The sequence below is a fragment of the Curtobacterium pusillum genome, assembly GCF_007673235.1.
In the GTDB taxonomy this organism is placed as follows: domain Bacteria; phylum Actinomycetota; class Actinomycetes; order Actinomycetales; family Microbacteriaceae; genus Curtobacterium; species Curtobacterium pusillum_C.
In genome coordinates this window covers 241,059-266,933 of the sequence record NZ_VDZH01000005.1, presented here as the reverse complement: position 1 = coordinate 266,933, position 25,875 = coordinate 241,059, and the positions used below count along the sequence as shown (strand labels likewise).

Annotated in this window: 19 protein-coding genes; 10 read left to right on the top strand and 9 right to left on the bottom strand. The window is 69.5% G+C overall.

Translation table 11 applies throughout. The features are described 5' to 3' along the window. Window positions 1-30: 30 nt before the first annotated feature. The 4 genes from FS532_RS15150 to FS532_RS18740 are packed head-to-tail and all read right to left on the bottom strand — an operon-like array spanning window position 31 to window position 4,159. Complete coding sequence (locus FS532_RS15150; protein WP_144756131.1) at window positions 31-1,059, bottom strand: LCP family protein; 1,029 nt, start codon at window positions 1,057-1,059, stop codon at window positions 31-33. Next, window positions 1,046-1,651 carry an arsenate reductase/protein-tyrosine-phosphatase family protein gene (locus tag FS532_RS15145; RefSeq protein ID WP_186322067.1) on the bottom strand — a complete coding sequence of 202 codons (606 nt, stop codon included), beginning with the start codon at window positions 1,649-1,651 and terminating at the stop codon, window positions 1,046-1,048. The genes FS532_RS15150 and FS532_RS15145 overlap by 14 nt, the downstream gene beginning before the upstream one ends. Next, window positions 1,635-3,110: an O-antigen ligase family protein gene (locus tag FS532_RS15140; RefSeq protein ID WP_144756124.1), complete on the bottom strand. Its 1,476-nt coding sequence runs from the start codon at window positions 3,108-3,110 to the stop codon at window positions 1,635-1,637. The genes FS532_RS15145 and FS532_RS15140 overlap by 17 nt, the downstream gene beginning before the upstream one ends. Then, complete coding sequence (locus FS532_RS18740) at window positions 3,107-4,159, bottom strand: glycosyltransferase (RefSeq protein ID WP_186322066.1); 1,053 nt, start codon at window positions 4,157-4,159, stop codon at window positions 3,107-3,109. The genes FS532_RS15140 and FS532_RS18740 overlap by 4 nt, the downstream gene beginning before the upstream one ends. 292 nt (window positions 4,160-4,451) lie before the next feature. Between FS532_RS18740 and FS532_RS15130 the strand changes: the two genes are divergently transcribed. Both FS532_RS15130 and FS532_RS15125 read left to right on the top strand, forming a co-directional pair. Beyond that, window positions 4,452-6,560 carry an acyltransferase family protein gene (locus FS532_RS15130; protein WP_186322065.1) on the top strand — a complete coding sequence of 703 codons (2,109 nt, stop codon included), beginning with the start codon at window positions 4,452-4,454 and terminating at the stop codon, window positions 6,558-6,560. Then, on the top strand, window positions 6,557-8,659 hold the full coding sequence (locus tag FS532_RS15125) for an acyltransferase family protein (protein WP_144756118.1): 2,103 nt from the start codon (window positions 6,557-6,559) through the stop codon (window positions 8,657-8,659). The genes FS532_RS15130 and FS532_RS15125 overlap by 4 nt, the downstream gene beginning before the upstream one ends. An 11-nt stretch (window positions 8,660-8,670) precedes the next feature. Here the strand turns inward: FS532_RS15125 and FS532_RS15120 are convergent, their stop codons facing one another. Further along, complete coding sequence (locus FS532_RS15120) at window positions 8,671-8,877, bottom strand: hypothetical protein (protein ID WP_144756115.1); 207 nt, start codon at window positions 8,875-8,877, stop codon at window positions 8,671-8,673. Between the two features lie 265 nt (window positions 8,878-9,142). Here FS532_RS15120 and FS532_RS19075 point away from each other — a divergent pair, with 265 nt between their 5' ends. The 5 genes from FS532_RS19075 to FS532_RS15095 all read left to right on the top strand — a co-directional run bounded on the left by FS532_RS19075 (window position 9,143) and on the right by FS532_RS15095 (window position 17,411). Further along, window positions 9,143-11,560, top strand: coding sequence for a LuxR C-terminal-related transcriptional regulator (locus tag FS532_RS19075; protein WP_186322064.1), 2,418 nt, complete (start codon window positions 9,143-9,145; stop codon window positions 11,558-11,560). Then, entirely contained in the window at window positions 11,557-13,131 is a 1,575-nt protein-coding gene (locus FS532_RS15110; RefSeq protein WP_144756108.1) for a polysaccharide biosynthesis tyrosine autokinase, read from the top strand. Before FS532_RS19075 ends, FS532_RS15110 begins: the two co-directional genes overlap by 4 nt. Next, window positions 13,074-14,081: a nucleotidyltransferase family protein gene (locus FS532_RS15105; protein ID WP_144756106.1), complete on the top strand. Its 1,008-nt coding sequence runs from the start codon at window positions 13,074-13,076 to the stop codon at window positions 14,079-14,081. Before FS532_RS15110 ends, FS532_RS15105 begins: the two co-directional genes overlap by 58 nt. Window positions 14,082-14,220: 139 nt before the next feature. After that, on the top strand, window positions 14,221-14,799 hold the full coding sequence (locus FS532_RS15100; RefSeq protein WP_144756104.1) for a hypothetical protein: 579 nt from the start codon (window positions 14,221-14,223) through the stop codon (window positions 14,797-14,799). A gap of 20 nt (window positions 14,800-14,819) precedes the next feature. Beyond that, the gene (locus tag FS532_RS15095; RefSeq protein WP_144756101.1) at window positions 14,820-17,411 is read left to right on the top strand and encodes a helix-turn-helix transcriptional regulator; all 2,592 of its coding nucleotides are present in this window, start codon (window positions 14,820-14,822) and stop codon (window positions 17,409-17,411) included. A 39-nt stretch (window positions 17,412-17,450) separates the two neighbouring features. Here FS532_RS15095 and FS532_RS15090 read toward each other — a convergent pair whose 3' ends face one another. Then, window positions 17,451-17,999 carry a YczE/YyaS/YitT family protein gene (locus tag FS532_RS15090; RefSeq protein WP_186322062.1) on the bottom strand — a complete coding sequence of 183 codons (549 nt, stop codon included), beginning with the start codon at window positions 17,997-17,999 and terminating at the stop codon, window positions 17,451-17,453. Window positions 18,000-18,064: 65 nt separating this feature from the next. Further along, window positions 18,065-18,733, bottom strand: coding sequence for a membrane protein YczE (gene yczE, locus FS532_RS15085; RefSeq protein ID WP_260852761.1), 669 nt, complete (start codon window positions 18,731-18,733; stop codon window positions 18,065-18,067). 60 nt (window positions 18,734-18,793) lie between these two features. Between yczE and yczR the strand changes: the two genes are divergently transcribed. The 3 genes from yczR (at window position 18,794) to FS532_RS15070 (ending at window position 24,331) form a co-directional block, all read left to right on the top strand. Beyond that, window positions 18,794-20,260 (top strand): MocR-like transcription factor YczR, encoded by a 1,467-nt coding sequence (yczR, locus tag FS532_RS15080; RefSeq protein WP_144756098.1) that lies wholly within the window; start codon window positions 18,794-18,796, stop codon window positions 20,258-20,260. Window positions 20,261-20,389: 129 nt separating this feature from the next. Then, on the top strand, window positions 20,390-21,052 hold the full coding sequence (locus FS532_RS15075) for a DUF6518 family protein (RefSeq protein ID WP_144756095.1): 663 nt from the start codon (window positions 20,390-20,392) through the stop codon (window positions 21,050-21,052). Window positions 21,053-21,145: 93 nt separating this feature from the next. After that, window positions 21,146-24,331: an efflux RND transporter permease subunit gene (locus FS532_RS15070; protein WP_144756092.1), complete on the top strand. Its 3,186-nt coding sequence runs from the start codon at window positions 21,146-21,148 to the stop codon at window positions 24,329-24,331. Here FS532_RS15070 and FS532_RS15065 read toward each other — a convergent pair. Both FS532_RS15065 and FS532_RS15060 read right to left on the bottom strand, forming a co-directional pair. Then, complete coding sequence (locus FS532_RS15065; RefSeq protein WP_144756090.1) at window positions 24,328-24,624, bottom strand: hypothetical protein; 297 nt, start codon at window positions 24,622-24,624, stop codon at window positions 24,328-24,330. The two genes, FS532_RS15070 and FS532_RS15065, sit on opposite strands and share 4 nt — an antisense overlap. A gap of 209 nt (window positions 24,625-24,833) precedes the next feature. Then, entirely contained in the window at window positions 24,834-25,874 is a 1,041-nt protein-coding gene (locus FS532_RS15060) for an alpha/beta hydrolase (RefSeq protein ID WP_144756087.1), read from the bottom strand. Window position 25,875: the final 1 nt, after the last annotated feature.

The following is a 25,875-nucleotide window of genomic DNA, read 5'->3' as shown; positions in this document are numbered from 1 at the left end:
CCCTGCGGTCGGCAGCTCTCATGGTGGACGTCATGTCGAACTCCCTTCGCGTCGGATGAAGTCGGCGACGCGGTCGTCTCGGATCGCTTCTGTGAGCCTGGCGACCCCGTCGTTGTCTTGCATGACGACCGATTGCCCCTGGCGGGTGGCTGTCCCCGCCGTCGGGAGGGTGGTGTTCGAGACCGCGCTCCCGTCGACCTCGCGGAGCGACCAGCCAATCCGGGCGGCGGCGAGGGGGCTGAGTCCAGCGTCGACAGCGGCGGTCGAGGACAACCGCTGCACGACGCCGACGAACTTGGGGAGGTCCAGGTCCGTCGCAACCTCGTGGAGGCGGTCGACGGCACCGCGGACGAACGACGCTTGGTTGCGCACACGCTGGAAGTCCGCGTCCTCGAAGGAGTAGCGTTCGCGCACGAAGGCGACCGCTCGGTCGCCCTCCAGCACGTTCGGCCCCGCTTTGTAGGAGAAACCGGGCATGTTCCTCGAGCGGAACGCCTTCGGGGACTCCACGGGAACTCCGCCGAGCGCATCGGCGAACTCACCCAGACCGGCGAAGTCGACGACAGCCACATGATCCACCTGCACCGCGAGGAGATTCTCGACGGTCCTCACCGCGAGTCGGGCGCCGCCCCACGAAAAAGCAGCGTTCAACTTCGCTGAACCGTGTCCTGGCACCTCGACCCACGTGTCCCGCATCAACGAGACGATCTGGACCGACGACCGGTCAGCCGGGACGTGCACCAACATGGCAGTGTCCGATCGGACACCGGTCGATCGATTCGCCCACGAATCGTCCGGGGCGGACCCGTCGACGCCGAGGAGCAAGACGTTGAGCGCGCCGCTCTCGGGCTGCGCAGTCGCGTCAACGACGTCCGGCAGCACAGTCAGCCCGCCGATCAGCGAATGCGTCAGCACCACTGCGGTGATCGTCGTGCCTGCGATCACTGTGAGCAGCGCGGCGCAGAGGACCGCAATCGCGCGAGGACGCGCGGGCTTCGGCTCCGTGAAGGCCGCCATCCGCGACGACAAGATGCACTCGAGCTCGTCAGCGAGGTGCATCGTCGTCCAGGGCGCGGAGGACGGAGGCCAGGCTGCTCACAACGAGTCGCTCGGTTTCGCAGTACGCGTCTGCGCCGGAACGCCCCAGTGGGTCAGGGATGTCGTCATCGTCGCGGTCGGCAGGTACTGATCTCCAGCGGCCCACGTGCGCGGCGCCGACCATGGCCTGCCACCTGACCTGAAGCTCGCCACCTCCGGTGATCGGTGGTGACACCGCCCTGGCGAACTCACGCACGGTGAACGCCCGAGCAAGGAGCGCGGGACGGCGGAACACGATCTCGTCGCGTTGCGCGCTCGACGCGGTGAGCACGGTATCCATCGCCGCGAGGTCGATGTCTCGCGTGCGGTGTGAACGGTGGTCCGTGACATCGACCCCGTAGGCTCGTGTGATCGCTCGGACGCCCTCTGGGGCGGCCAGACCATCGAGTGCCCGAAGACCGCTGCTCGACACTCGGAACGAGCCGGGGGCGAGCTGCTCGAGACGGTCCGCGAGCAGACGACCGGCGAGGACCGAGCGCACGAGGTTCGCCGAGCATACGGTCATGATGTTGACCGGCGAACGATCCGTTCTGGGGTCATGTCGGGTAGCCATGTCGCCGCTTCTCCGGTCTCGATTGCACGTCGTCCGAAACGGTGGCGACGGCGGGGCGGAAGGGCATCGCCGGTTTGGCGGTGCGGGGAGACGGTACGGACCACGTCGGGGATGTTCGAGCCAGCGGTTCGGTGCGGGCGAGGTCGTCCAGCGGGGCCGATCTGCGTGTCCTCGGGCGAGCGTGCCGAGAAGCAGGTGTCCCGGGCCTCTGGGCGACTTCACCCGTCGCATCATCCGTTCGGAGCCTCAGCATCACCCCGTGCGCCGGGTCGATGACGAGGAGGAGCACGAACACCGCAGCCGTGGATCGCCACGCGAGGAGGTCGAACGCGGCGCACATCACGGCCAGGACGACGATCGTTCCCCGCCCGGTTCGACCCGTCGTGACGAAACCAACCACGAGCGGCACGAGGAGCGCGGCAAGCCCGACGACGCCCATGGTGCCGAGGGCGTACACGTAGAAGTTGTCGACCACGGTGAAGTGGTAGGGGCTCGTGAGCAGCCCGGTCCGGTAGAGCTCTTGATCCGACCCGAAGCCGGACCCGAACCAGAAGTCGTGCCCGGTCCGCGACAGGAGCCGCGGTACCGAGTTCACCGATCCCAGTCGTTGCAGCCAGGAACCGGAGTCGAGCGCTTCCGTCGCAAGTGCCCGGACGCCGAAGTCCAGTAGGCCTACGAGCGCCACGCCGATCAGCGCGATCGCCAGGTTGCGTACCCACCGCAGGAGGCCGGGGCGCATGAGCGCGTGCACAGCGATGGCGCCGACCAGCGCCACGAGGGCGCTGCGGGTGCCGGAGAGGAATAGTCCACCGAGGAGCACACAGAACACGACGGGCCGCAGGCCGCGGTGGAGGCGCGCAGCGTCCGACCACGCCAGGAAGGCGATCACTGCGCTGAAGAAGCCGTACACGATCGCCTGTCCGAAACTCGCCTGGACCCGATCGATGCCCTCAGCAAACGGGTTGTCGATCCCCTGGGAAGCGACCCGTCCCCAGATCGGCTGGAGCCCGATGACTGCCTGGGCCGCCGCGTACGCGAACTCGGCGACGCCGATGACGATGATGCTGCGTATCACCGCGACCCGTTCCCGGCGGTCGAGCTGCGTCACCGTCCAGCCGAGCATGACTGCGATCGGGACGAATGCGGGAGAACCGCCCCCGCTGAGAGCGCTGCTGAGCAACACGATCGCCAGGAACGTCGTCGCGGCACCCATCGTCGCGCTGACCTGCCGGACGACCAGTCCTGCGCGGTACCACGCGACGACGAGCAGGACAGGGCACCCGAGCGCGACGGCGGTCCACAGGGCGGTGGGTGTCCTGTTCGAACCGAACATGCACACGGCCCCGAAGCTCACCACGACCGCGACGATCCGACAGTGCTGAGGGGGAAGGAGCGCGAGCGCCACGACCATGGCGAGGCCGCAGAAACCGGCGATCACGGTGAGCGCATCGGCGGTCATCGCAGCGACACCCGGTACGCGCGTCCGACGGGGGCGAACACCCGGTCGGGATGCGCGTGAATCCGTGCGAACTCCGCTGCGTCGGACGTCATCCGGTCGACGTCGAACGTCCCGTTGCAGACGTCGATCAGGGCATCCGCGAACTGCTCCGGACCCGACGCGTCCGGGAGGACGATCGCTCGTCCGCCGCCGAGGGCACCGTCGCCGCCGCTTGATGCGGTTGCAACGACCGGAGTGTGCCTCGCGAAGGCCTCGAGGGCGACCAACGGGGTGCCTTCGAACTTCGACGTCATCGCGAGGACGTCGGCCCGGTCCAGAACGGAGCGCACGTCGGGGACCGGAGGTAGGAATCGGAGGGGAAGCCGGTGCCGGGCAGCAGCCGTTCGAGCCGCGCCGAGGAGCGGCCCGGAGCCGTACCAGCTTGCTTCGACCGCCGTACCGCGGCGCACGAGCTCGCGGATCGCACCGACGAAACGTAGGGGGTCCTTCTGATCGACCAGGCGTCCGATGGCGACGACGTGCATCGCCCGCCGTCCACGCGGCCTCGGCAAGTGGTGGTCGGCGAACATGTCGCGGTCCACAGGATTCCCGATCATCTCGACCCTGCTCGCGGCCCGGCCGAAGTCCTCGGCGACCATCGAAGCGACGGCAGGACTCACGGCGAAGATCGCCCGACTCCGGAACGACAACGGATCTAGCACCTTGGACCGGCTCGCGAGGAGCGTGTGCGCGTGCTCGACGACGAGCGCGCTCCGGCCGGCCGCGGCGAGCGCTTGGAGCGCTTCGCGGCGCTGGTGGGCGTGCATCACCGTGGCGCGGGAGCGGTGTCGCATCTTGCGGAGTTCCCGGGTCTGCGCGCCGAACCCCCGTTCACGACGTTCGAAGAACCGCACGCCTGTCGGTAGCTCCCGGAGCAGCGGGCCCGAGGGAGCAGCCAGTACGCAGGCGATGCCGTTCTCGACGCACCAACGTGACAGCTGCAACGCGACGCGCTGTGCGCCACCGACTTCGAGAGAGTCGAGTACCTGGAGGACGACGGGTCCGGACATGGTGCTCCTTTCGATCGGATCGAGACTGTGGCCAGTGACCGAGGCGAACTGCGGCGTCCCAGCTGCGCTGAACGCAACGACGGAAAGGATGAACTTCGGGGTGAAGTGGCACCGCCGGATCCCGCGGGCTCGTGCTCCCCGGGCCCGTTCGCACTCTGATGCCGTCGTACGGTCCCCTAGCTGCCGACGACATCGGCTGCATCCCTCCACCCGAGAGCAACGAGGAGATCGCATGGCGCTCCACAGGACAGCCGCAGCCGCAACGCCCTTCGACGGAAGGCGGCGTGGCCGCGTGCGCAATCAACGCCGTGACATCCAAGGGCTGCGTGCTCTCGCGGTGACCGCGGTCGTCCTGTCGCACTTCTGGGGTTGGCCCCGAGGCGGCTTCGTCGGCGTCGACGTGTTCTTCGTCATCAGCGGGTTCCTCATCACCGGGCACCTCGTTCGGGAACACGCCACGACCGGACGAATCTCGTTCGTCGACTTCTACGCGAAGCGGATCCGGCGGATCGCACCGGCCGCCGCCGTCGTGCTCATCGTCACCGTCGGAGCGAGTGCGTTCCTGTTGAACCCGAACAGGGCGAGTGATGTGCGCGGCGACGGCGTGTGGGCGGCGGTGTTCCTCGCGAACTGGCACTTTGCCCAGACCGGCACCGACTACTTCACCGCGGATGGACCGTCGTCGCCGCTCCAGCACTTCTGGTCACTGGCGATCGAGGAGCAGTTCTACGCGGTGTGGCCCCTGCTCATCGTCGTCGTTCTCCGCCATCGCCCTGCGCGCAGCCGAATCGTGCGCCCGACGGCTCGTCTCGCCGGCCTGTGCGGTGGCGTCATCGTGCTGTCGCTCTGTTGGGCGGCGTGGTCGACCCACGCCGCTCCGACCTCGGCGTACTTCTCCACCGGCGCCCGCGCGTGGGAACTGGCCGTCGGAGCCATGCTCGCGGTCGGTGCGCGGTACTTCCAACAGCTGCCGCAGTGGGCGCGGGAGGCTCTGGCGTGGGCTGGACTCGCTGGGATCACGGCCGCGTACGTCATCGCGGACGGTGCGCACGGCTTCCCCTTCCCGACGGCGCTCCTGCCGACACTCGGCACAGCGTTGGTGATCGCAGCCGGCGTCGGCTCAGAACCGCGCTCGCTGTTCGTCCTCCGGAACCCGCTCACCGACTACGTCGGCCGTGTCTCGTACTCGCTCTACCTCTGGCACTTTCCCGTGCTCGTCCTCGCAGTGCCCGTCTTGGCAGCCGCCCTTGGGAGATCGAATCCCCTCGTCCTGATCGCCGCGCTGCTGCTGGCGGTCGGATTCGCAGTGAGTTCCTTCCACTTCGTCGAGGAACCCGTCCGGCGGAGCCGATGGCTGGTCCGGCGACCGGGTCGGAGACATCGGATCCCGGCGAACACCGCTGTAGCGATCACCGTCTCGGCGATGGCGGTGCTGTCCTCAGGCGCCGCTCTCACCGTCGATGGGCGTTCGTCTCGCGCTTCGGCGAGTGAGTTCGCGAACTCCGCCACAGCGGAGCCACACGACACCGCGGACACCGGTGCACGTGCAGGCCGCGACGAATCCGAGCAGGACGCGATCACCGCTCTGGTCGAGGAAGCGAACAAAGCGACCGCCTGGCCCGACGACCTGGCGGTGAACGACCCTGACGCACCTGATGCGCTGCCCGGCGCGGCCGGCGTCTGCGGATCCGCCGAGTGGCTTGATGCCGAGGAATGCACGATCGGATCGCCCGATGCCCCCAAGACGGCTGTGCTCGCTGGCGACAGCATCGCCCAGGCGTACACGCCGGCACTCGCGACGCTGTTCGGTACAGGCGAGTGGAAGCTCCGGATGGTCTCCATGTACGCCTGCCCGTTCGTCGCCCTGGAACTCGGTGATCAGCCGAACCGCATCGACAGCTGTGCCGAACGGAAGAAGCTCGAGGTGCAGGAAGTGAAGCGACTCAAGCCAGACGTGCTCATCATCGCGAACACCTACATCCGCAACGTCGATCGCTCCGGCGAACGCCCCTCGGTCGGAGAGTGGTCCGCGGCATTGGCGGACCAGGTTTCCCGAACGGCTGGCGCGGCAAAGCGCACCTTCTACCTGCTCCCGCCGCCGCAGACACCGGACGTCCGCGAGTGCTACACGCCGATCTCGAAGCCCAAGGACTGCGCTGGCCGGGTGTCAGACACAGATTGGAAGGCGATGGCCCGTGCCCAGACAGCAGCTCTTCGTGCGCAGAAGGTCAGCGTCATCGATTCGTTGCCGTGGTTCTGCACTTCCGGAGGTTCGTGCCCGGCGTTCGGCGGTACCGCGATGATGCGTAACGACTCCTGGCATCCGAGCCCCACGTGGACGACCATCCTCGCCCCGGCGATGCGCGAGGCGTTCGCAGCCGCGGGCGGGCTCGGAGGATGACCGGACCCGGTCGGAGGCGCGACGTCCAAGGACTCCGCGGCATCGCGGTCCTCCTCGTCGTCGCGCAGCACGTGCTGGGGAAGCCTTCGGGGGGCTTCGTGGGCGTGGACCTGTTCTTCGTCATCTCGGGATACGTGATCACGCGCTCACTCCTCGGGGAATGGCGGGAATCAGGTCGGATCGACCTGGCCGGGTTCCTCACCGGCCGTGCTCGGCGGCTTCTCCCATCCGCGGTCCTGGTGCTCGCCTGCACGTCAGCCGCTGCGCTCTTCTTGTTCAACGAGTCCCGTGCCCGGTCGGTCGGTCTCGACGCACTGGCCGGCGTGACATCGGCAGCGAACTGGCACTTCCTTCGAGCAGGTGCGGACTACTTCGGACCGGACACCCCGTCGCCGTTGCTGCACTTCTGGTCGTTGTCGGTGGAGGAACAGTTCTACGTCATCTTCCCCGTGTTGTTGATCGGAGCGCTCGAGATCGGCCGTCGAGGGCACCAGCCTCGGCTAGCGGTGCTCCTGATCGCCGGGGCGGTGGCGGGGAGCATCGCGGTTGCCGTGCTCGAGAGCAGTCTGCGTCCTGCTGCCGCGTACTTCACGACCGAGTCTCGCGCGTGGGAGTTCGGTGTCGGCGCGTTGGTGGCGTTGCTCGCCCGACACTCCGCCGAGCTCGGAGCGGTGCCGAGGCGGATGCTCGGCGCACTGGGTGCCGCCGGGATCACGCTGGCGTCGCTCACTTCGGTCGGGACGTCGTTCCCCTTCCCGGGAGCGGCGCTCCCGGTATTCGCTGCTGCCGCGGTGCTCGCGGCTGGCGAAGCCGGTGACGGACCGTGGTCGAGCAAGATGCTCGGTACGCCGCCGCTCGTGCTGATCGGTGATCTGTCGTACGTCATCTACCTCTGGCACCTTCCGCTGCTCACCTTCATCGAAGCGATCGCTCCGGGATCTCACCTGGGCCCGGTGATGGTCTTCGTGGTGCTGCTCGCGACCGGCGCAGCTGCCTGGCTGACACACCGGTACATCGAGCAGCCGCTGCGGCGTAGACGCTCACCCTCCCGCCGGGCCGACCTGAACGACGAACGACGGACAGCCCACGGGGGTGTCGAGCGAGCCACCGCCGTCGGGCTGGTCCTCGTGGTCGTCGTCGGTTCCGGAGTGCAGGCTGGCGGCGGGACGCATGTGCAGGGCGGGCCGAGGCCCCTCGCCGACGATGCCTCGTCCATCGGTCTCGCGCCGTTCACCACTGACGCCCAGCTGTCGCACAACGTCGGAGAAGGTCTGGCCCTGCGGCGTTGGCCGAGCACGGTTCCGGACATCACTACGATCACCGCCGCCGACGGAGAAGCATCCAGACTGGCTCAGTGCCTCCACGATCCTGCGACCGTCGACCAACTGGCCCTGCGAGAGTCCCTGAAGGACTGTTCCTGGGGAGCGTCCGACGGTCCGGTGCTCGCCGTCTTCGGCGACTCCATTGCCCTCGGCTGGACAGCGGGTGCGGTCCATCGCTACGTCGCCGAGGGGTGGCGTGTGGTGGCTGTCGGCTTGCAGAGTTGCGCAACGAGCGACGTCGCTGTGCCCGACCGGACCGGTCGCCCGGACTTCGTCGAAGCGTGCAAGAACGCCCGAACGATCGCCATCGAGTTCATCGCAGGACTCGGGGCCCGGGTGATCCTGACGAGCAGCTCGGTCGGCGCATTCGATCGTCAACATCAAACGACCTCGTCCGGCCGCTCAGCAGCTTGGCAGGCGGGACTCGTGCGGACGCTCCGGAAGCTCGCCCTCTCGGGGCCGGAAGTGTTCGTGCTGGGTGCACCTCCCGAAGGGAGCGACCCGTCCGTCTGCGCCACCAGGATGAACGATCCCCGCAATTGTCTGACCATCATGGGAACCAGCAGGAAGTCGATGGCGATCGCAGAGGCCGCTGCCGTGCGCGAGCTCGGGAGCTCCGCGCGGTACGTGCAGACGGATCGCTGGTTCTGCGACGACGACGGCCGGTGTCCGCTCGTCGTGGACGGGACAGTGGTGCGTGCCGACCGAGGCCACATCACGACGGCGTTCTCCGAGCGCCTCGCACGAGTCCTCCCGGTCGTCGGCGCGCGTGACTGATGCCCATTGACTCATGCGACGAGGAAGCCCTGCTCTAGGAGAGCGAGTGCGATTGCTTGCTGTTCACCGGGCACATCGACGACCTCTCGCTGCGTGCACTCCCGCCAGAGGAGCGCTGCTGGCCCGTCGAGCCGGATGCAGACGCTCGTGTCGAGGTTCGTCACGATGTAGGTGCCATCAGCGACCGGAACAGTGGCCGTGCGTTCGGAGATGTGCATGTGATCCTCTCGGGCCAGAAGCGTACCGAAGTCGGCCCGCGGGACACCTCCTGGTCGGCTCCTCGGGTGTCACGGTCCTGGTGCGCTCGTACCCGGTTCTGATGATCGCGGCACTCACTCGCCTGCACTGCTCGGTGGTATTGGACACGAGACCTCGGCGGAACACTCGAAGGCCGTTCGCGGTCCGCGCCGACGGCGTCCTCGTCATCCACCTCGACGGAAGCGCTCCACCCGAATGTACCGACCCACTGTCCGCCCTCGCGTCATGGAAGCCATCACTGCAGCTGCGCGCGCGCGGATCGCGTTCCTGTGCGGCGCGCACCGATCCGGCCGCTCGACGGCTCTGTTGCACTGGGCAGAACTGGCGACCACCCCGACCATCGTGTGCTCTGAACGAACCGGTGTCCTCGATGCGCTTGGCGAGATCGCTTCACGATCGCGGCCGAGCGACACCACGGTAGTGGTAGACGACATCGACACCATCTTCACGCTGGAGGACCTGCCGGAACTCCTCGATGCCCTTGAGCTTGCGCCGCACGCTCGGCTCGTCGGAGCGGTGGGTTGGGACGGGCTCTGGTTCGCAGAGGCGCTGGCGATGTCATCGGAGGTCGCGACCGTGGACGATCGGGTCCTGGCATTCGACGAGACCGAGGTACGGCAGTTGATGCACGACCGCGGAGTTGCCCCGAGCGCCGTCCTCGTTGCGGATGCCCTCCGGACCTTCGCCGGTTGGCCGCCCGTCGTCCGCGCGATGTCAGCTGTGTTGCAGTTCGAGGGGTTCGGCGACGCAAGGACGATCGAGGACGAGCTGCGCTTCACCGAACGGATCCGTGAAGTGATGACCACGGGCCTTGCCCGGCGCCTCACACCAGCGGCGGTGGAGGCACTCGCGCCGCTCAGCCTCGTCTCGCAGTGCTCGGCCGCGGCTGCCGCTCGCATCCTCGGGTGCGACGATGACGAGGCAGCCGTGATCCTCGCAGAGCTCGACGAGGTCGGCCTCGGCTCATGGCGCTTCGTCAACGGGCGACGACGATTCCGGATCTCGGCGGTGACTCGTGGAATTGTCGCCCCTTCCAAGGTCCGTAGTGCGACGGACCGTCGCCTGCACGGTCGGATCGCCTTGGAGCTCGCCGTTGACCGCTCCGTTGGTGACGCTGTCCGGCATGCGCTCCTCAGCGACGACGCAGACGTCGTGGAGCGGGTACTCGACGGGACCTTCCCGGACGGGCTCCGTTCTGACCCCCACCAGTTCGAAACGGCATGCCGGGATGCGGTCCGACGCGAGCTCGTGCAGTCCGTCGACATCCGGGCGCTCACCGACCTGGTGCAGTGGCACGTCACCGGCGCGGGCCCGCTGGCCCCATGCGACCGGGTGGGTTCGACCGAGGAGCCCGCGCCCAGAGATCCGCTCCTCGACGTCGCTGAGGCAGTGCGTCAGCTGTGTGCCGGTAGCGTCGAGATCGCGCGGGGTCTCGCGTTCCGCGCCGACAAGGCAGCCGGCCGCTACGCCGCTCTGACGGCGCTCACCCGGGCCCAGGTTCTGATGCACGCCGCGCCGCTCACACACGAGGTGAGTGAATCGAAGGCAGTGATCGGCACCTTCCGGGAGGTGGTCGCAGCCCATCCCGGCACCGAGGCCGCGTTCGCGGCCGCGGGATACATCGCGCTTCTCAAGTGTCTCGACGGCGACGTGGCCGACGCGCGCCACGAACTCCTCAGAGTCCCGACGGGGCTCGCTCTCCGCTGGGAAGCCGGCCCGTGGGGCCGTGCGCGCCGGTTGGCGAACGCATGGCTCGCGCTCGAGGGCGGGGAGGAGAACCGGGCTGCGACGACAGCCGAAGAGATCCGGCGCGGCGAGTGGGGAAGCGATCGGTGCTTCGCGGCGGTCGTCGAGGCGACTGCGCGTCTGCACGCTGGCGACCTCCAGGGGGCTGCTCGGGTCGCCCGGGCATCGCTCTGCGAACCCAAGGGGCCTCAAGGGCCGCGGGTCCGTGACCTGCTCGAGGCGGTCCGTCTGGACGTTTCCGGCGGGCGCCGCGACGCGCCACAGGGCGCGGTTCTGTTCGCGGTGATCTCTCGAGCGGCTTCCTCCCAGCTGGCGATGGCCCGCTGCTCGCTTCGACGCGGCGACGTGCACGAGGCGTTCGCGTCAGCGACCACGGTGCTCCGCAGTGCGGAGCTGACGACCCGTAACCGGGTCGATGCACTTCTCCTGGTCGGTGCCGCGTCGTGCCGATCGGGGTTGCGCCATGAGGCGCAGCGAGCCGTCCTCGAGGCAGCTGCCGAGTGCACTCGGCAGGGCCTGACGACGCCGTGGTACTTCGTCGCACCGGACGTCCTCGAGACCGCTGAGACCGTACTCGACGCGGAATCGCGACGTGTGCTGACCGCCGGTCCCCGCTTGCCGACCGGGACCGTCGTCCCCGAGTTGACGCCGAGGGAGCTGGTCGTCCTGGAGACACGTGCACGGTCAGGCTCGCTCCGAGAAGTGGCGGCACGGCTCATCGTGTCACCGAACACCGTGAAGACCCAGCTGCACAGCGCCTACCGGAAGCTCGGGGTGTCGAGCGCATCGCAGGCCGTAGCCCGAGCGATCGACCTCGGCGTCATCGTCGACCCCGACTCGCTCCGACGGAACCCCGGCGCGGCAGTGGCTCGTGGTGACCGGAGGCGCGTCGGATGACCGAGACCGGGCCGGTGACGACACACGTACTGGATCTCCGTGACTTCATCCGCACGCTGCGCTCGTTCTGGGCGGGGGCCGTGACGGTGCTCGGGCTGACCGTCACCATCGCCGCGTGCTGGACGATGACGCAGGACCGCTTGTTCACCTCGACGGCATCCGCCATCGTCCAGGTGGCCGGCGCCGACGACGTCGGTCTCGCGCTGAGCGCCGAGAACCTCGCGAAGAGCAAAGCGGAATCCTACGCTGAGATGTCGCACTCCATCGCTGTCGCGAATCGAGCTGCGGCTGCGTTGGGGGCCGATGCCGATGCCGATGCCGAGCGCTTGATCAAGCGCATAGCGTCGTCCGTTCCAGCGGACACTTCGATCGTCGAGATCGAGGCCGTCGCAGGCAATCCAGAGGACGCTCAGCGTCTTGCGCGGGCCTGGACGGACGCGCTGGCGGCGAACGTCGATCAGATGAACACGGACGCCGGGCAGGATACCGAGGGTGCGGGTACCGTGCGGCTGGTGCCCCTGGCGGTCGCAACGTTGCCGACGAGCCCGACGGAACCACGCGTCGGGACGGTAATCCTCGTTGCCACCCTCCTCGGGTCGGTCGGTGCCGTTCTGTACGCGCTCGTCAGGAACCAGCTCGATCGTCGGATCAGGTCTGCCGAGATCCTCGAGGCGGAGCTGGGTCTTCCGGTCGTCGGGCGACTCCCGTTCGTCGAGCACCTCGAGAATCGACGTGCTCTCGCGACGGACGCTGTTCCTGGAGACGGGGCCGACACGCGGACCGCTGCAGCCCTGACGGAGGCACTCCGTGAGATCCGGACCAACCTCTCGTTCCTGAACGTCGACGACCCACCCCGGTCGCTGGTGATCTCGAGTTCCACGGCGGGCGAGGGGAAGACCACGGTGGCGGCGAACCTCGCCGCGACGATCGCCCAGAGCGGGCAGCAGGTGGTGTTGATCGACTGCGATCTGCGACGTCCAGCGCAGGCGAACCTGCTCGGCCTCACGAACGGGACCGGCTTGTCCGATGTGCTGAGCGGACGCGCGAAGCTCCACGAGGTCGTACAACACCGGTCAGACGTCGAGAACCTGCACGTCATCACGTCGGGGCGGACGCCTCCGAATCCGTCCGAGTTGCTCGCATCGCGCGCGATGCGCGACCTCGTCGCGACGTTGGAACAGGACGCATTTCTTGTCCTCGACGCGCCTCCACTCCTCGCGGTCACCGACGCGGCGATCCTGTCGCGGGAAGCGGACGGGATGTTGCTCGTCGTCTCCGCGAAGCGGACGACCCTCGACCAGGTGCGACGGGCGGTCGACGCGGTACACCGCGTCAGCGGTCGGATCTTCGGTGCTGTCCTGAACCGGGTACCGGTTCGCGGGATCGACGCGCACTACTTCGGCTACTACGCAGACGCGCACTACTACGTGTCCCCGGCGTCGGAGATGACCAAAGCCGAACAGCCGGCCGCGGGCCCGGCCTCTCGGCCCAGCGTCGGCGGGGTCGCTGACCAGTGCTCGATGTCGGTGCCCGGACCCGCTCACCACGCTCCGACGCGCGGACCCCGGTGAGCGTCGTGGAGCCGCTTCCGCACGAAGCCGCCGTGGAGCTCGCGGTCGTGCTGGCCCTGGATTCCTGTGCACACGCGGGAACCCGTGGACTGGTCATAAAGGGCATCGCGAGCCAACAGCAGGGTCTCCGCGGCAGGCGGAGGGTCGGCGACGTCGATGTCTTGGTCCCACCCGGGGCGAAGGAGGACGTCGTGAACGTCCTCCGGACCCGTGGATGGGAGGCCAGACACGAGGACGCTGATCGCGCCACCTTCCCACGACACTCGACGACCATGTACCACCGGGCCTGGCCGTGCGACATCGACGTCCACGACCAGTTCCCCGGAGTCACGGTCGCGGCTGCGGATGCTTTCGAATTTCTTTGGGAGCGCCGGGCTACTTTCACAGCAGCCGGGCGAGGGGTGACGACCCTTGATCGTGCCTCACACGTCGTCGTGCTGGCGCTGCACTCGCTCCGCACATTGGACCGTGAGCGCAACCGCGTCGACCTCGTCGACCTCGTGGACCTCGTCGGCCGAGCCCCACGCGGAGCGCCACACGCGCCATCGAAGGTGTTCGACGCTGCGGTTGCGCTCGGCGCGCTCGGCACCGCTCGCCCGTTCCTCGAACGTGTCGAGCCGTCAGCGCAGCCGACGTGGCCGGCAGCGCCGCGCGAATGGCGTCTGCGGACCCTCTTCCCCGACGGCGTGGGGCGTCGGTGCGTCGCCGTTGTGCTGGGGATCGGGCCGGCACCAGTCAGGTCGCTCCTCGCCGCTGTCCGCGCCGACGATGCCACGCTCCGCAAACGCGACATCGCTGCCGGCAGCGACCGCGCGACGTCGCGCCGCCTCCGCGCAGCACGCCTGCTCGCAGCCCTGCGGGCTCTGGTGCGGTTCGTCGGTTCGGCTGACCGGATTCGAGCCGTGCGTTCACCGGAGCAGTACGACGAACTCCGCCGCGCCTCGATCTGATCTTCGACCCGAGCGACGTGCAACGGCGTGGAGTCGGATGCACGGCCGTGGCCGGAGCAGCGCTCAGCTGCGTGGTCGATCTGTCCTGGTTCAGGAACCGATTGTCCTGGTTCTGACGAACCGGCCTCACTATGGCTTGATGATCGGAGAGCATCGGTGCGAGTCGGAGGGGAGCATCATCATCACCGTCACACACGACGCGCCGTCAAGTCACCACGACCGGATGATCGACGCGCGCACGCGGGGGCTGCTGATGTCGATACTGCTCGGGCAGGGGCTCCAGAACACACCCGTCGGCCAGCGCATCGTCGATGCGTTCGAAACGGCGATGAACTCCGCAGTCCTTCCGCTCATCGTCACAGCCGAGGAGGCGGCAGCCCTCCGCGAGAGGCCCGTGACGACGTCCAGACCGAAGAAAATCCGACCGGTCCGCGAAGCGCTCGCAGAGCAGCTCGGCGCAACTGCCTCGACCCGCACCAGCGTCGTCCGCTTGCCAGTGGGTGTGCTCCGGAGGCTCTGGCTCAACCACATCGGCCTCTTCGAGGGGCAATCGCTGACGATCTGCCGAGTCGTCGAACGATCTGGAGCGCTGCAGGTCGGCGTGCTCACCCGCATCGCGGATGAAGATGTGGACACGATCGCCCGGGCGCTGCCGGCGCAGGAGTCGAGGATGTTCCAGACGTTGCTCGGCGATCGTCCCGTCGACGTCACGGACTAGCCTCGTCGACAGCGTTCAAAGTGGCCGTCGTCGACGAACTGTCGGCCGTTGGTGTGTCAGGAGCCGGAATGTACGCACGCGCAGCGGAACTCGCCGAGGTACTCGACCTCGTCCGGCGGGGAAGCAGTGTGATCCTCGAAGGTCTCCCCGGAACCGGTCGGACCGAGGTGCTCCGGCGAGCAGTCGCGGACCTCGAAGCGACCGGTGTACAAGCGGTGACGTCGACCGGCCTGCAGTTCGATCGGACGCGGCAGCGGCGAGGTGGGACGACGGTCTCCACGGCGGACTCGGATGCCGTCATATTCGCGCAGGGTCTCGTCCAGGAACTCGCGGCGGGGGGAGGCGTGGTGCTCTTCGTTGACGACGCCATCGAGATCGATGACACGACGAGGCTCGTCCTCGACATGGTCGCCTCCCGACTGAACGCGCCGACCGTGTTCGTCCTGCCGCCGATGCCCCGCACCGCACGACCCCCGCTCCCGCGTGCCGTGCGGCGAGCCGTGACGGTACGCCTGCGGCCGCTGCCGTTCCCGGAGACGACGGACTACATCCGAACGCGCCACCGCATCCACGTCGATGCACGGCTCGCCGCTCGTGTCTACACGAAGTCAGGCGGCGTGCCCGGTCTAGTCGACGCGCTGGTCGAGACCGCGACTCGTGCCGACCTGATAGTCGAGCGGGACGGGACTTGGTCGATGGCCGGCTCGTCGCTCTGGAGCAGTCAACTGGACCCGCACGTCATGCGACTCATTGAGTTGCTGACCCCCGACGAGATCGATGCACTGCACGCCCTTGCACTGGCGGGTGCACTTCCGCTCGACCCAGCGCTCGAACTCGTCGGACCGAGCATGGTGACCGCCCTCTCGGACAGGGAACTCCTGACGGTGCTCGGTGACATCGCCGGCAGTGCGCTGATCTCCGTGACGCCCCCACTGCTGACGGACCACTTCCGACGCGCCCCGATGAACCCTGCTCGGCTGGTACTGGAAGACAGGATCCGGCGTGTCGCTGATGCGTCCGGTGTGGACAGCGATGAGGTCCGCGGTCGTGTCGGCGACCCGCTCGCGACACCGGGCGATGCGGCGCTCGCCCGGTACTTCGCGGATCGGGACCTGAGCGAACAACGTGTTCGCTGGAGGTTGTGGGAGGACGCTCCGACTGTTCCGACCGCCCTTCGGTACCTCTCGGTTGCGATGACCGGCCAACAAGATCCGTACGGGGTCGACGAGGTCCTCTCGCGTACCCCCGTCACCGGCGCCGATTCGGCTGCCGAGGTCCTCGGGTTCGCGGCGTACGCCGTGATGCACCGCGACCTCGACAATGGAGACGCGACCGCCACATCGGTGGTCCTCGACGAGGTGACGACACGTCTGCCCGAACTCACCGATGCACTCGTCTGGCAACAACGGCTCATCGACGTGCTTCGAGGCGGCGTGGCGCTCCGGGCGGACGAAACGCCTCATACACGGACTCCGGCGGTCGGCCGCAACACCGTCGCGGCCATCCAGGGACTGATCGATTCGCTCGGCGGCCGAGGGGCGGATGCGATTCGAACGCTGACGACTCTCACGGCCCCTCCGTCGCCCGTCATCGCCTACGTCGAGGTGATGGCGAACGGCCTCGCCTTACTGGCTGAGGGGCGAGGCGAGGAACTCGCCGAGCGAGCGTTGCGCGCTCTGGAAGATGCCCGGGACGTCCTCGACCGTTCCGGGATGTTCCTGCAGTCGTACCTGGCCACCATCGCCCTGATCCGTATCGGCCGATGGCGCGATGCGCGACGGGTCCTGGGTGGCGTGCTCGTCCTCGGCGCACCGCCGAGGTTCCTGGCCCACTGCTGGGCGGGGCTGTGCCGTCTCTCGGCGCTGCTGGCGCTCCGGTCCGACGATCCTGCCTTCTCGCGCTCATTGCTCGATGGTGCTGACGCGGTGGTGAGCGTCGACGGTGCGCTTCCCGGTGCACAGCGGGGCCTCTCGGATGCGATCCGCGCGCTGGCAGACGGCGACGACGCGCAGGCGGCCGACAGGATGCGGGCCACCGCTCAGGAGTGCCGCGCACGTGGGTGGCTGCTGGCGGCGTCGTCGTTGCAGGTCTACGCGGTCTGTCTCGATCCGAGCGACTCGAACGTGCAGGAGCTCGAGACGCTGCAGGGTCACCCTGCTGGGCAGTCTTCAGCGCAGTTCTTCGAGTTCGTCGTGACGGCGCGCACGGGGTCGCAGGCTGCCGCCGGTGCGGCGGCCACGTACGTCCTCGACTCGAGTACGTTCTTCGCGATCCTCGTCTTACGAACGCTCACCGAACGTGCCGTTGCGGCGTCAACGGATGATGCGGCGGATCTCGCCGAAGCGACGCGGCTATTGACCGAGCGTGCGGGGTGGGAGCGACCAGCAGAGTACTTCGACGGCCGACACGCGCTCGCGGTGGAGCTGACGCCCAGAGAACGGGAAATCGGCCTGCTCGCGGGGGTCCACTCGAACAGCGAGATCGCAGTTCTCCTGCACCTGAGCACGCGGACGGTGGCGAATCACGTCTCGAACGCCCTTCGGAAGCTCGGACTCTCTTCTCGCACCGAGTTGTTCGGTTGGTTACGCGCAGAAGCCGCTCGCGCGGGGTGAAGCCGGCTGAAGTCTCTGCGATTCGCCCATTCCTGCTCATCAAACGTGCGCGACGGAGGTGGGCCGGGCCTCCCGGCGTGGTGCGTGCTTCGGGCTCCACGGGAACCGGCGGAAGAACGGCATGAGTGGCTGCACCATCGGACCGATCGCGAAGGCGGCGATGACGGTGCCGGCACCGACGTCGCCGCCGAGGATCCAGCCGACGACCACAACGGACGCCTCGACCAGGGTGCGCGCGAGCCAGAGCGGCCAGCCGAGGCGCTCGTGGAGCCCGACCATCAGGCCATCACGCGCCCCGGTGCCGAACCCTGCGCCGATGTAGAACGCGGTCGCGACGGCGAGCAGCACCAGTCCTGCGATGAACAGGGCGATCCGGGCGAGCAGGCCGGAGGGCGCCGGCACGAGCCAGAGCACCAGGTCGGCGCTCGGTCCGATCGCCAGGGCGTTGAGCAGCGTGCCGATGCCCGGCTTCTGCCGGAGCGGGATCCAGAACAGCAGGATGACGCCGCTCGACACCACGGTGATGACGCCGAACGACCACGGCACGACGTTCTCGAGGCCCTCGGTGAGGACGGTCCACGAACTCACGCCGACGACGGCCCGGACCTGCAGCGCCGTCGACTCCGCAAGGCCTGGGAGCCGACCATCTCCACTCACGGGGCCGGCGTGACGGAGGCGGGTCGTGCCTCCAGGCCGGTGGTCGCGGCGTGAGCCGTGCGTTCCGGACTCCACGGGAACCGGCGGAAGAGGGGCATCAGGGGCTGGACCATGGGGCCGATCGCGAACGCGGCGATCACGGTGCCCGCACCGACGTCGCCGCCCAGCAGCCAGCCGGCGATGACGACCGACACCTCGATCGCGGTCCGCGCCACCCACACCGGCCAGCCGAGCCGCTCGTGCAGGCCGACCATCAGGCCGTCCCGCGCGCCCGTGCCGAACCCGGCGCCGATGTAGAACGCCGTTGCCAGCGCGAGCAGCAGGAGTCCGGCGACGAACAGCAGGACCCGTCCGACGAGCTCCGACGGGGTCGGGACGAGCCACAGCACGAGGTCAGCCGACGGCCCGATCGCCAGGGCGTTGAGCAGCGTGCCGATGCCCGGCTTCTGCCGGAGCGGGATCCAGAACAGCAGGATGACGCCGCTCGACACCACGGTGATGACGCCGAACGACCACGGCACGACGTTCTCGAGGCCCTCGGTGAGCACCGTCCACGAACTCACTCCGACGACGGCCCGGACCTGCAGTGCCGTCGACGCCCCGTAGAGGAACAGGCCGACGAAGAGCTGGACGAAGCGGAGTGTGAGGGCGGTCGAGCGGGGCATGGGTCGATCGTGCTCGGGATTGGACTGCACGTCGAGGGCCAATTCGGCTACCGTGGATCCATGACCGTCCTGCCCGCGACCCGCACCGGCGCCGTCCTGCTCAGCGCCCGAGCCGCCGCGCACCTCCTCACCGACTGGCGAGCGGGCACCGACGCCCCCGCGTACGAGGCGCTGTCCGATGCCCTGCGTGTCCTCGTGATCGACGGTCGGATCCCGCTCGGCGTCCGCCTGCCCGCCGAACGCGGACTCGCGACCGCCCTCGGCGTCTCCCGCACCACCGTGGCGAACGCGTACGCGCGGCTGCGGTCCGACGGGTTCCTCGTGTCGGTCCGTGGCTCCGGCAGTGTGGTCCACCTGCCGCGGGACCTCGCCGGACGGCCGGACCCGGAACGGCTCGGCGGCGTGGTGTCCGGCGATCTGCTCGACCTCCGCAAGGCGGCGATGCACGCGGCCCCAGGCATCGCCGAGGCCGTCGAGCGGGCGGTGCGGCACGTCCCGGCGGCGCTCGCCGGCATCGGCTACGACACCGTCGGCGACCCGGGGCTGCGCGCCGCGATCGCTGCGCGGTACACCGAGCGCGGGCTGTCCACCGACGCCTCCCAGATCGTCGTGACCATCGGCGCGCAGCACGCCATCGCCCTGCTCGCCCGGGTGCTCGTCCGACGCGGCGACGCCGTCCTGGTCGAGTCGCCGACCTACCCGCACGCGCACGAGGCCTTCCGCGAGGCCGGCGGACGCCTCGTCGGCGTGCCCGTCGATGCCCGGACCGGGTGGGACGCCGCCGCGCTCGAGACCACGCTGCGGCGGACCGCACCGGCCGTGGCGTACGTGATGCCCGAGCTGCACAACCCGACCGGGGCGACGATGTCGGCGTCCACGCGGGAGCTGCTGCTGTCCGTGGCGGCATCGACGGGCACCACGGTGATCGCCGACGAGACCATGGGGGAGCTGCGGATCGAGGGGACGCCGTCGCTCCCACTGGCCGCCGGTTCCGATGCCGTCGTGATGATCGGGTCGGCGGACAAGGTGTTCTGGGGCGGCCTGCGCATCGGCTGGATCCGGGCTGCGCCCGAGCTCCTGCAGCGGCTGCTGCTCGCCCGTCCGACGGGCGACCTCGGCACGCCCGTCCTCGACCAGCTCGTCGCGCGGGAGCTCGTGCCACGCACGGCGGCCGTCCTGGAGGCGCGGCGCGAGTACCTGCGGCAGGGTCGCGACGACGTCGTGGGCGCGTTGCGCGCGCGGCTCCCGGAGTGGGACGTCCCGTCGCCGGCGGGCGGGTTGACGACGTGGGTCGGGCTCGGTCGGCCGGTGTCGAGCGCACTCGTGCTCGCCGCACGGTCCGAGGGCGTCGTGCTCGCCTCCGGCGGGGTGTTCGGCCCGGACGGCGGGTTCGAACGGTTCCTGCGGGTGCCGTTCACGATGCCGCCGGCCGATCGGCTGCGGCTCGTCGACGTGCTGGAGCGGTCGTGGGCGCGGATCGGTGGGGACAGTGCCGGGGTGCGGGGGTCGTTGGCCGCGGTGGTGTGAGCGCGCGGGTGCGCGCGGGTGCGGGTGCGCGCGTGTGGGCGGCCCGTCATCCTGTGGGGTGACGGCGGGGCGTGCATCTCGCTCCGTGGGGTGATGTGGTCCGGCCGGTCGGCACGGGAGTCTTGTCGCATGGACACGACCATGAAGGCGACGGCCACGGCTCCGGAGCGCGTCGCGTGCGCGGCGGTGCCCCCGGCTGCCCGCGTCACGATGGCGCTGACCGGCTCGCTGCTCGCCGGCGTGCTGACCTCGTTCGGCCAGGCGGTCCCCGGGCTGTCGACCGTCTCGAACTCCGCCGGGCCGTGGTTCGTCGTCGCCGCGTTGCTGTGCATGCTCGCCGGCGTCCGTGCGGGCCGGGTGGCGCTGCCGCTCGCGATGCTCCTCGGTGTGGTCCTGCTCGAGCTCATGCACGTGGGGTACTGGGCGACGACGAACCTCCGGGGCTTCCCGGACTTCCTGTCCATCACGAACTTCTGGGTCCTCATGGGGATCCCCGCGGGGGTGCTCGCCGGGGCCGTCGCCGTGGCCGTCCGTTCTCCGAACGTGCGGTGGCGCGGCGCAGCACTCGGTGCGACCGCGGCGGTGCTCGTCGGCGAGGGCGTCCGGGCACTACTCCAGGTCGCCGACACCACCGGGCCGGTGACCTGGGTGGTCGAGATCGTCGTCGGGGTGGTGCTCCTCGCGGTGGCCGTCCTGACCGCCCGTGACCCGCTCGGCCGGGTCCTGGCGCTCGGGGTCGGGGTCCTCGGCACGGTCGGGGTGCTCGGGGTGTACCTGGCGCTGGGAGGCTGAGGTCGGTCCTCAACAGGGACTCGTCCGTCCTGGGTTCTCCACGGATCGCGGTGATCGCGTCCACGCACGGGTGGGTCCTGCAAGGATCGGAGCGTGCACCTCCTCTCGGTCTTCAGTCTCCGCAACCGGGCCCTCATCGCGCTCGTCACCGTCGTCGTCGCGGTGTTCGGCGGCATCGCGCTGACGAGCCTCAAGCAGGAGCTCATCCCGAGCGTCCAGTTCCCGCAGATCGCGATCGTCAGCGCCTACCCCGGTGCCACACCGGAAGTCGTGTCGAACGACGTCTCGACGAAGATCGAGCAGGGGATCCAGGCGGTGCCGGACCTCGAGTCCACGACGGCGACGTCGTCCACCGGCCAGAGCGTCGTCTCCGCCGAGTTCGCCTACGGATCGAACCTCGCCAGCGCTGAGGACAAGATCCAGACCGTCGTCAACGCACTGTCGCTGCCCGACTCGGTCCAGACGCAGATCGTCACCGGGTCCTTCGACGACCTACCGGTCATCCAGCTCGCGGTCTCGGCGACCGGCGACCAGGAACAGCTCGTCGACCGCTTGAACGCCACCGCGATCCCCGACCTCGAGAAGCTCGACGGCGTGCGCGAGGCGGACGTCTTCGGCAACCCCGGCCGACGCGTCGTGATCACCCCGGACCGCGCGGCGCTCGCCGCACGGGGGCTGTCGCAGACCGCCATCTCGGACGCCCTCGACGACAACGGCACGCTCATCCCCGGCGGCACGATCACGCAGGACGGCACGACGCTCTCGGTGCAGACCGGGCAGCGGATCGCCTCCCTCGACGACATCGAGGCGCTGCCGCTCACGGGCGGGACCTCGGCGGCGACCATCGGCGACGTCGCGAAGGTCGCGATCCAGGAGTCCCCGCGCACCTCGATCAGCCGCGTCGACGGCGAGCGGGCCCTGACGATCGCGATCACGAAGACGCAAGAGGCCAACACCGTCGACGTCTCGACGACCGTGCGGGACGCCCTGCCCGAGATCGAGAAGAAGATCACCGGTGACCCGAAGATCACCGTGGTGTTCGACCAGGCGCCGTACATCCAGCAGTCGATCGACTCCCTCGCCGAGGAAGGCCTGCTCGGCCTCGGGTTCGCCGTGGTCGTGATCCTGCTGTTCCTGCTGTCCGTCCGGTCCACGATCGTCACCGCGATCTCGATCCCGACGTCGGTGCTCCTCGCGGCGATCGGCATGCGGGCAGCGGACTACACGCTGAACATCATCACCCTCGCGGCGCTCACGATCGCCATCGGCCGAGTCGTCGACGACTCGATCGTCGTGATCGAGAACATCAAGCGGCACCTGCAACCCGGCGTCGACCGACGGCAGGCGGTGCTCGACGGCGTGCGCGAGGTCGCCGGTGCCGTGACGGCGTCGACGGTGACCACGGTCGTCGTGTTCCTGCCGGTGGCGTTCGTGGCCGAGCTCGTCGGCGAGCTCTTCCGGCCGTTCGCCCTGACCGTCACGATGGCGCTCGTCGCCTCGCTGCTCGTGTCGCTGACGATCGTGCCCGTGCTCGCGTACTGGTTCCTGCGCGCGCCGAAGCCGCACAAGCACGCCGGCGCGACCACCCCGTCAGCCGCAGCCGACGCACCCACCGACACCGCGCCTCCAGGCCGCTCCGCGACGACGGGAGCACTCGCCTCCGCAGCCGACCTGCACGACGCCTCCGCTCCCGACCGCCTGCGCCGGGGCTACCAGCCTGTCCTCCGGTGGGTGCTCCGGACCCCGTGGACGGTGTTGATCCTGGCGGTCGTCGTCCTGGGCGGCACCGCGGCAGCGCTGCCCTTCGTCAAGACGAACTACCTCGGCGACTCCGGGCAGAACACGTTCACGGTGACGCAGGACCTCGACCCGGGCACCAGCCTCGACGTGCAGTCCGACGAGGCCCGGAAGGTCGAACGGCAGCTGCGTGACGTGGACGGCGTCGACACGGTGCAGACGACCATCGGCACGAGCGGGCAGTCCATCCAGGCGGCGTTCGGCGGCGGTGCCTCCGCATCGATCCAGTACGCCGTGACGACGGACGCCGACGCCGACCAGGACCGCATCCAGTCGGACACCCGGAAGCGGCTGAATGCGCTCGAGGGTGCCGGTGACGTCACGGTCTCGTCGGCGGGCGGCGGCTTCGGCGGGAGCAGCGACATCGAGGTGGACGTCACGGCGCCGACCCAGGACCAACTCCGGACCGCGGCGGACCAGGTCCTGCGCGAGATGCGCAAGGTCGACCACACCACCGGGGCGTCGAGCAACCTGTCCTCGGCGGAGCCGTACCTCGCCGTCCGGGTCGACCGGTCGAAGGCGGCGGCGCTCGGCCTCACCGAGACGCAGGTCGGCGGGATCGTCGCCGCGGCCGTCTCGCCGCTGGACACCGGCACGGTGGAGATCGACGACGCCTCGCTCGACGTGTACATCGCCGACCCGGAGCCGCCGACGACCACGGCCGCGCTGCGGAGCCTGTCGATCCCGACGTCGACCGGGGCTGTCCCTCTGTCCGACGTCGCGACCGTCGAACGGGCCGAGGGGCCGACCACCGTCACCACCTCGGACGCCGTCCGCACCGCGACCATCACCGTCACGCCGGACGCCACGAACCTGGGTGCGGCGGTGCAGGCCGTCACCACCGCGGTGGACGGGCTCGACCTGCCGAGGGGTGCCTCGGCGACGATCGGCGGCGTGGCCTCGAGCCAGTCGTCGGCGTTCAGCCAGCTGCTGCTCGCGGCGCTGATCGCGATCCTCATCGTCTACGTGGTGATGGTGGCGACGTTCCGCAGCCTGCTCCAGCCGCTCCTGCTGCTCGTCTCGGTGCCGTTCGCCGCGACCGGGGCGATCTTGCTGCAGATCGTGTCGGGCATCCCGCTCGGGGTCGCGTCGCTGATCGGTGTCCTCATGCTCGTGGGCATCGTCGTGACGAACGCCATCGTGCTCATCGACCTCGTCAACCAGTACCGGCGACGAGGGCTCCGCGTCCGCGACGCCCTGGTCGAGGGAGCCACACGGCGCCTCCGCCCGATCCTGATGACAGCACTCGCGACGATCTTCGCGCTCGTCCCGATGGCGATCGGACTCACCGGCAAGTCGGGCTTCATCTCGCAGCCGCTGGCGCTCGTCGTCATCGGCGGTTTGGTGTCGTCGACGCTGCTCACCCTCGTGGTGCTGCCGGCGCTCTACTTCGTCGTCGAGCGGGCGCGCGAACGTCGGGCCGACCGGCGCGCAGCGGCTGGGACTGCTGCGGAGGATGCGGCGGCGACGGCGGAGGGCTAGCGGCGGTACTCGGCGTCGACGGCCGCGATCGGGTTGACCGGCGCGGTCGGGGCTTCCTCACGCTCGACGGCGCGGAACCACGACACGAGCACGCACGTCAGCGTCACGAGGAACACGACGCCGGCGCCCTGCGACAGCACGGTCATCCGACCCGTCACGGCTGCGTACCCACCGAACGCGACGGCAGCGGCGAACGACAGCCCGAGCAGGAGCTCGGCGAACGTCTGCAGCGACGAGTGCCGCTCCCAGCGGGTGGCGGTGTCGCGGGCAGGGCGGGTCGAGGTGTCGGTCACCCCGAAAGTCTGCTGCGGGCGTGCCCCGGGCGGCAGTCCCGACTCCGGGTGCCACCCGCCCGGGGCACGCCCGCGCCCGCGCCCGCCGTGGGCCCGCTCGCTCGTCCGCCCGAGTTTCGGGCTGAGCGACACTTCTCGTGCCCCGGCGCCCGAGAACTGTCGCTGACCGCGAAACTCGGGGAGCCACGGGCCCCTGCCCCGCCGCCGGCTCAGCCCAAGTGCCCCCGCAGGAACGTCGCCACGCGCTTGCTCATCGCCTCGTCGAGCTGCGCGATCGAGTGCGCCGACCCCTCCACGGCCACGAACGTCACCGGCACGTCGTGCTTCCGCAGGGTCGCCGCGAACTCCTGCGACTCCCACAGCGGGATGAACTCGTCCGTGGAGTGCCCGATGAAGAACGGCGCCGTGTCCGAGGTCACGTGGTACTCCGGCGATGCCCGGGTCGCCGCCGGACAGTTCGCGTAGGTCCGGCACCCGAGGTACAGCAACTGCTTCCGCTGGAACGACGCCGAGACCCCGTCCGCCCGGGTCGACCGCGAGGTCAGGTTCGTCGGCCCGCTCAGGTCGACGACGGCACGGATCCGGTCGCCCTCGGCGTACGCGGTCGAGTCGTGGTCGGTGACGGCGAGCATCGCGGCGAGGTTCCCGCCGGCGCTGCCCCCGAACACCCCGACCCGCTTGCTGTCCACGTCGTAGGTCGACAGCGTCGTCGGACGGAACACGAAGTCGAGCGCCCGGCGGACGTCGTCGAGCCCGGCCGGGAACGGGTCGGTCGGCGCGAGGCGGTAGTCGACGTTGAACGTGACGAACCCCTCGGAGGCGAGGTACTTGCACACCGACCGGTACGCCGCCGTCGCCTTGTCGCCGTGCGACCAGCTGCCGCCGTGGATCATGAGCACGGCGGGACGGGTGCCGCTGGCTGCCTCGGCGAGTGCACCCGGGTTCGCCGGAGTCGAAGCCGACGCAGAGGCCGTGGGTGTGGGGACGGCCGTCGCGGTCGGCGTCGTCGTGGTGTCCGGAGCGCTGTCGGCGGGCAGGCAGACGTCGAGGCGCTGCAGTGACTCCGACCCGTACGGCACGTCGGCGACCACGTCGATGCCGTGGTACCGCAGGGACAGCGGGTAGATGACGGGGCCGGCGGTGACCGTGCGGTTCTCGTCGCCGACGGGGTCCGCGCTGCACGACGCGACCGCGCCGAGCGCCACGACCGCGGCGACGAGCGCGAGCAACGTGCGACGGCCTGACCTCATC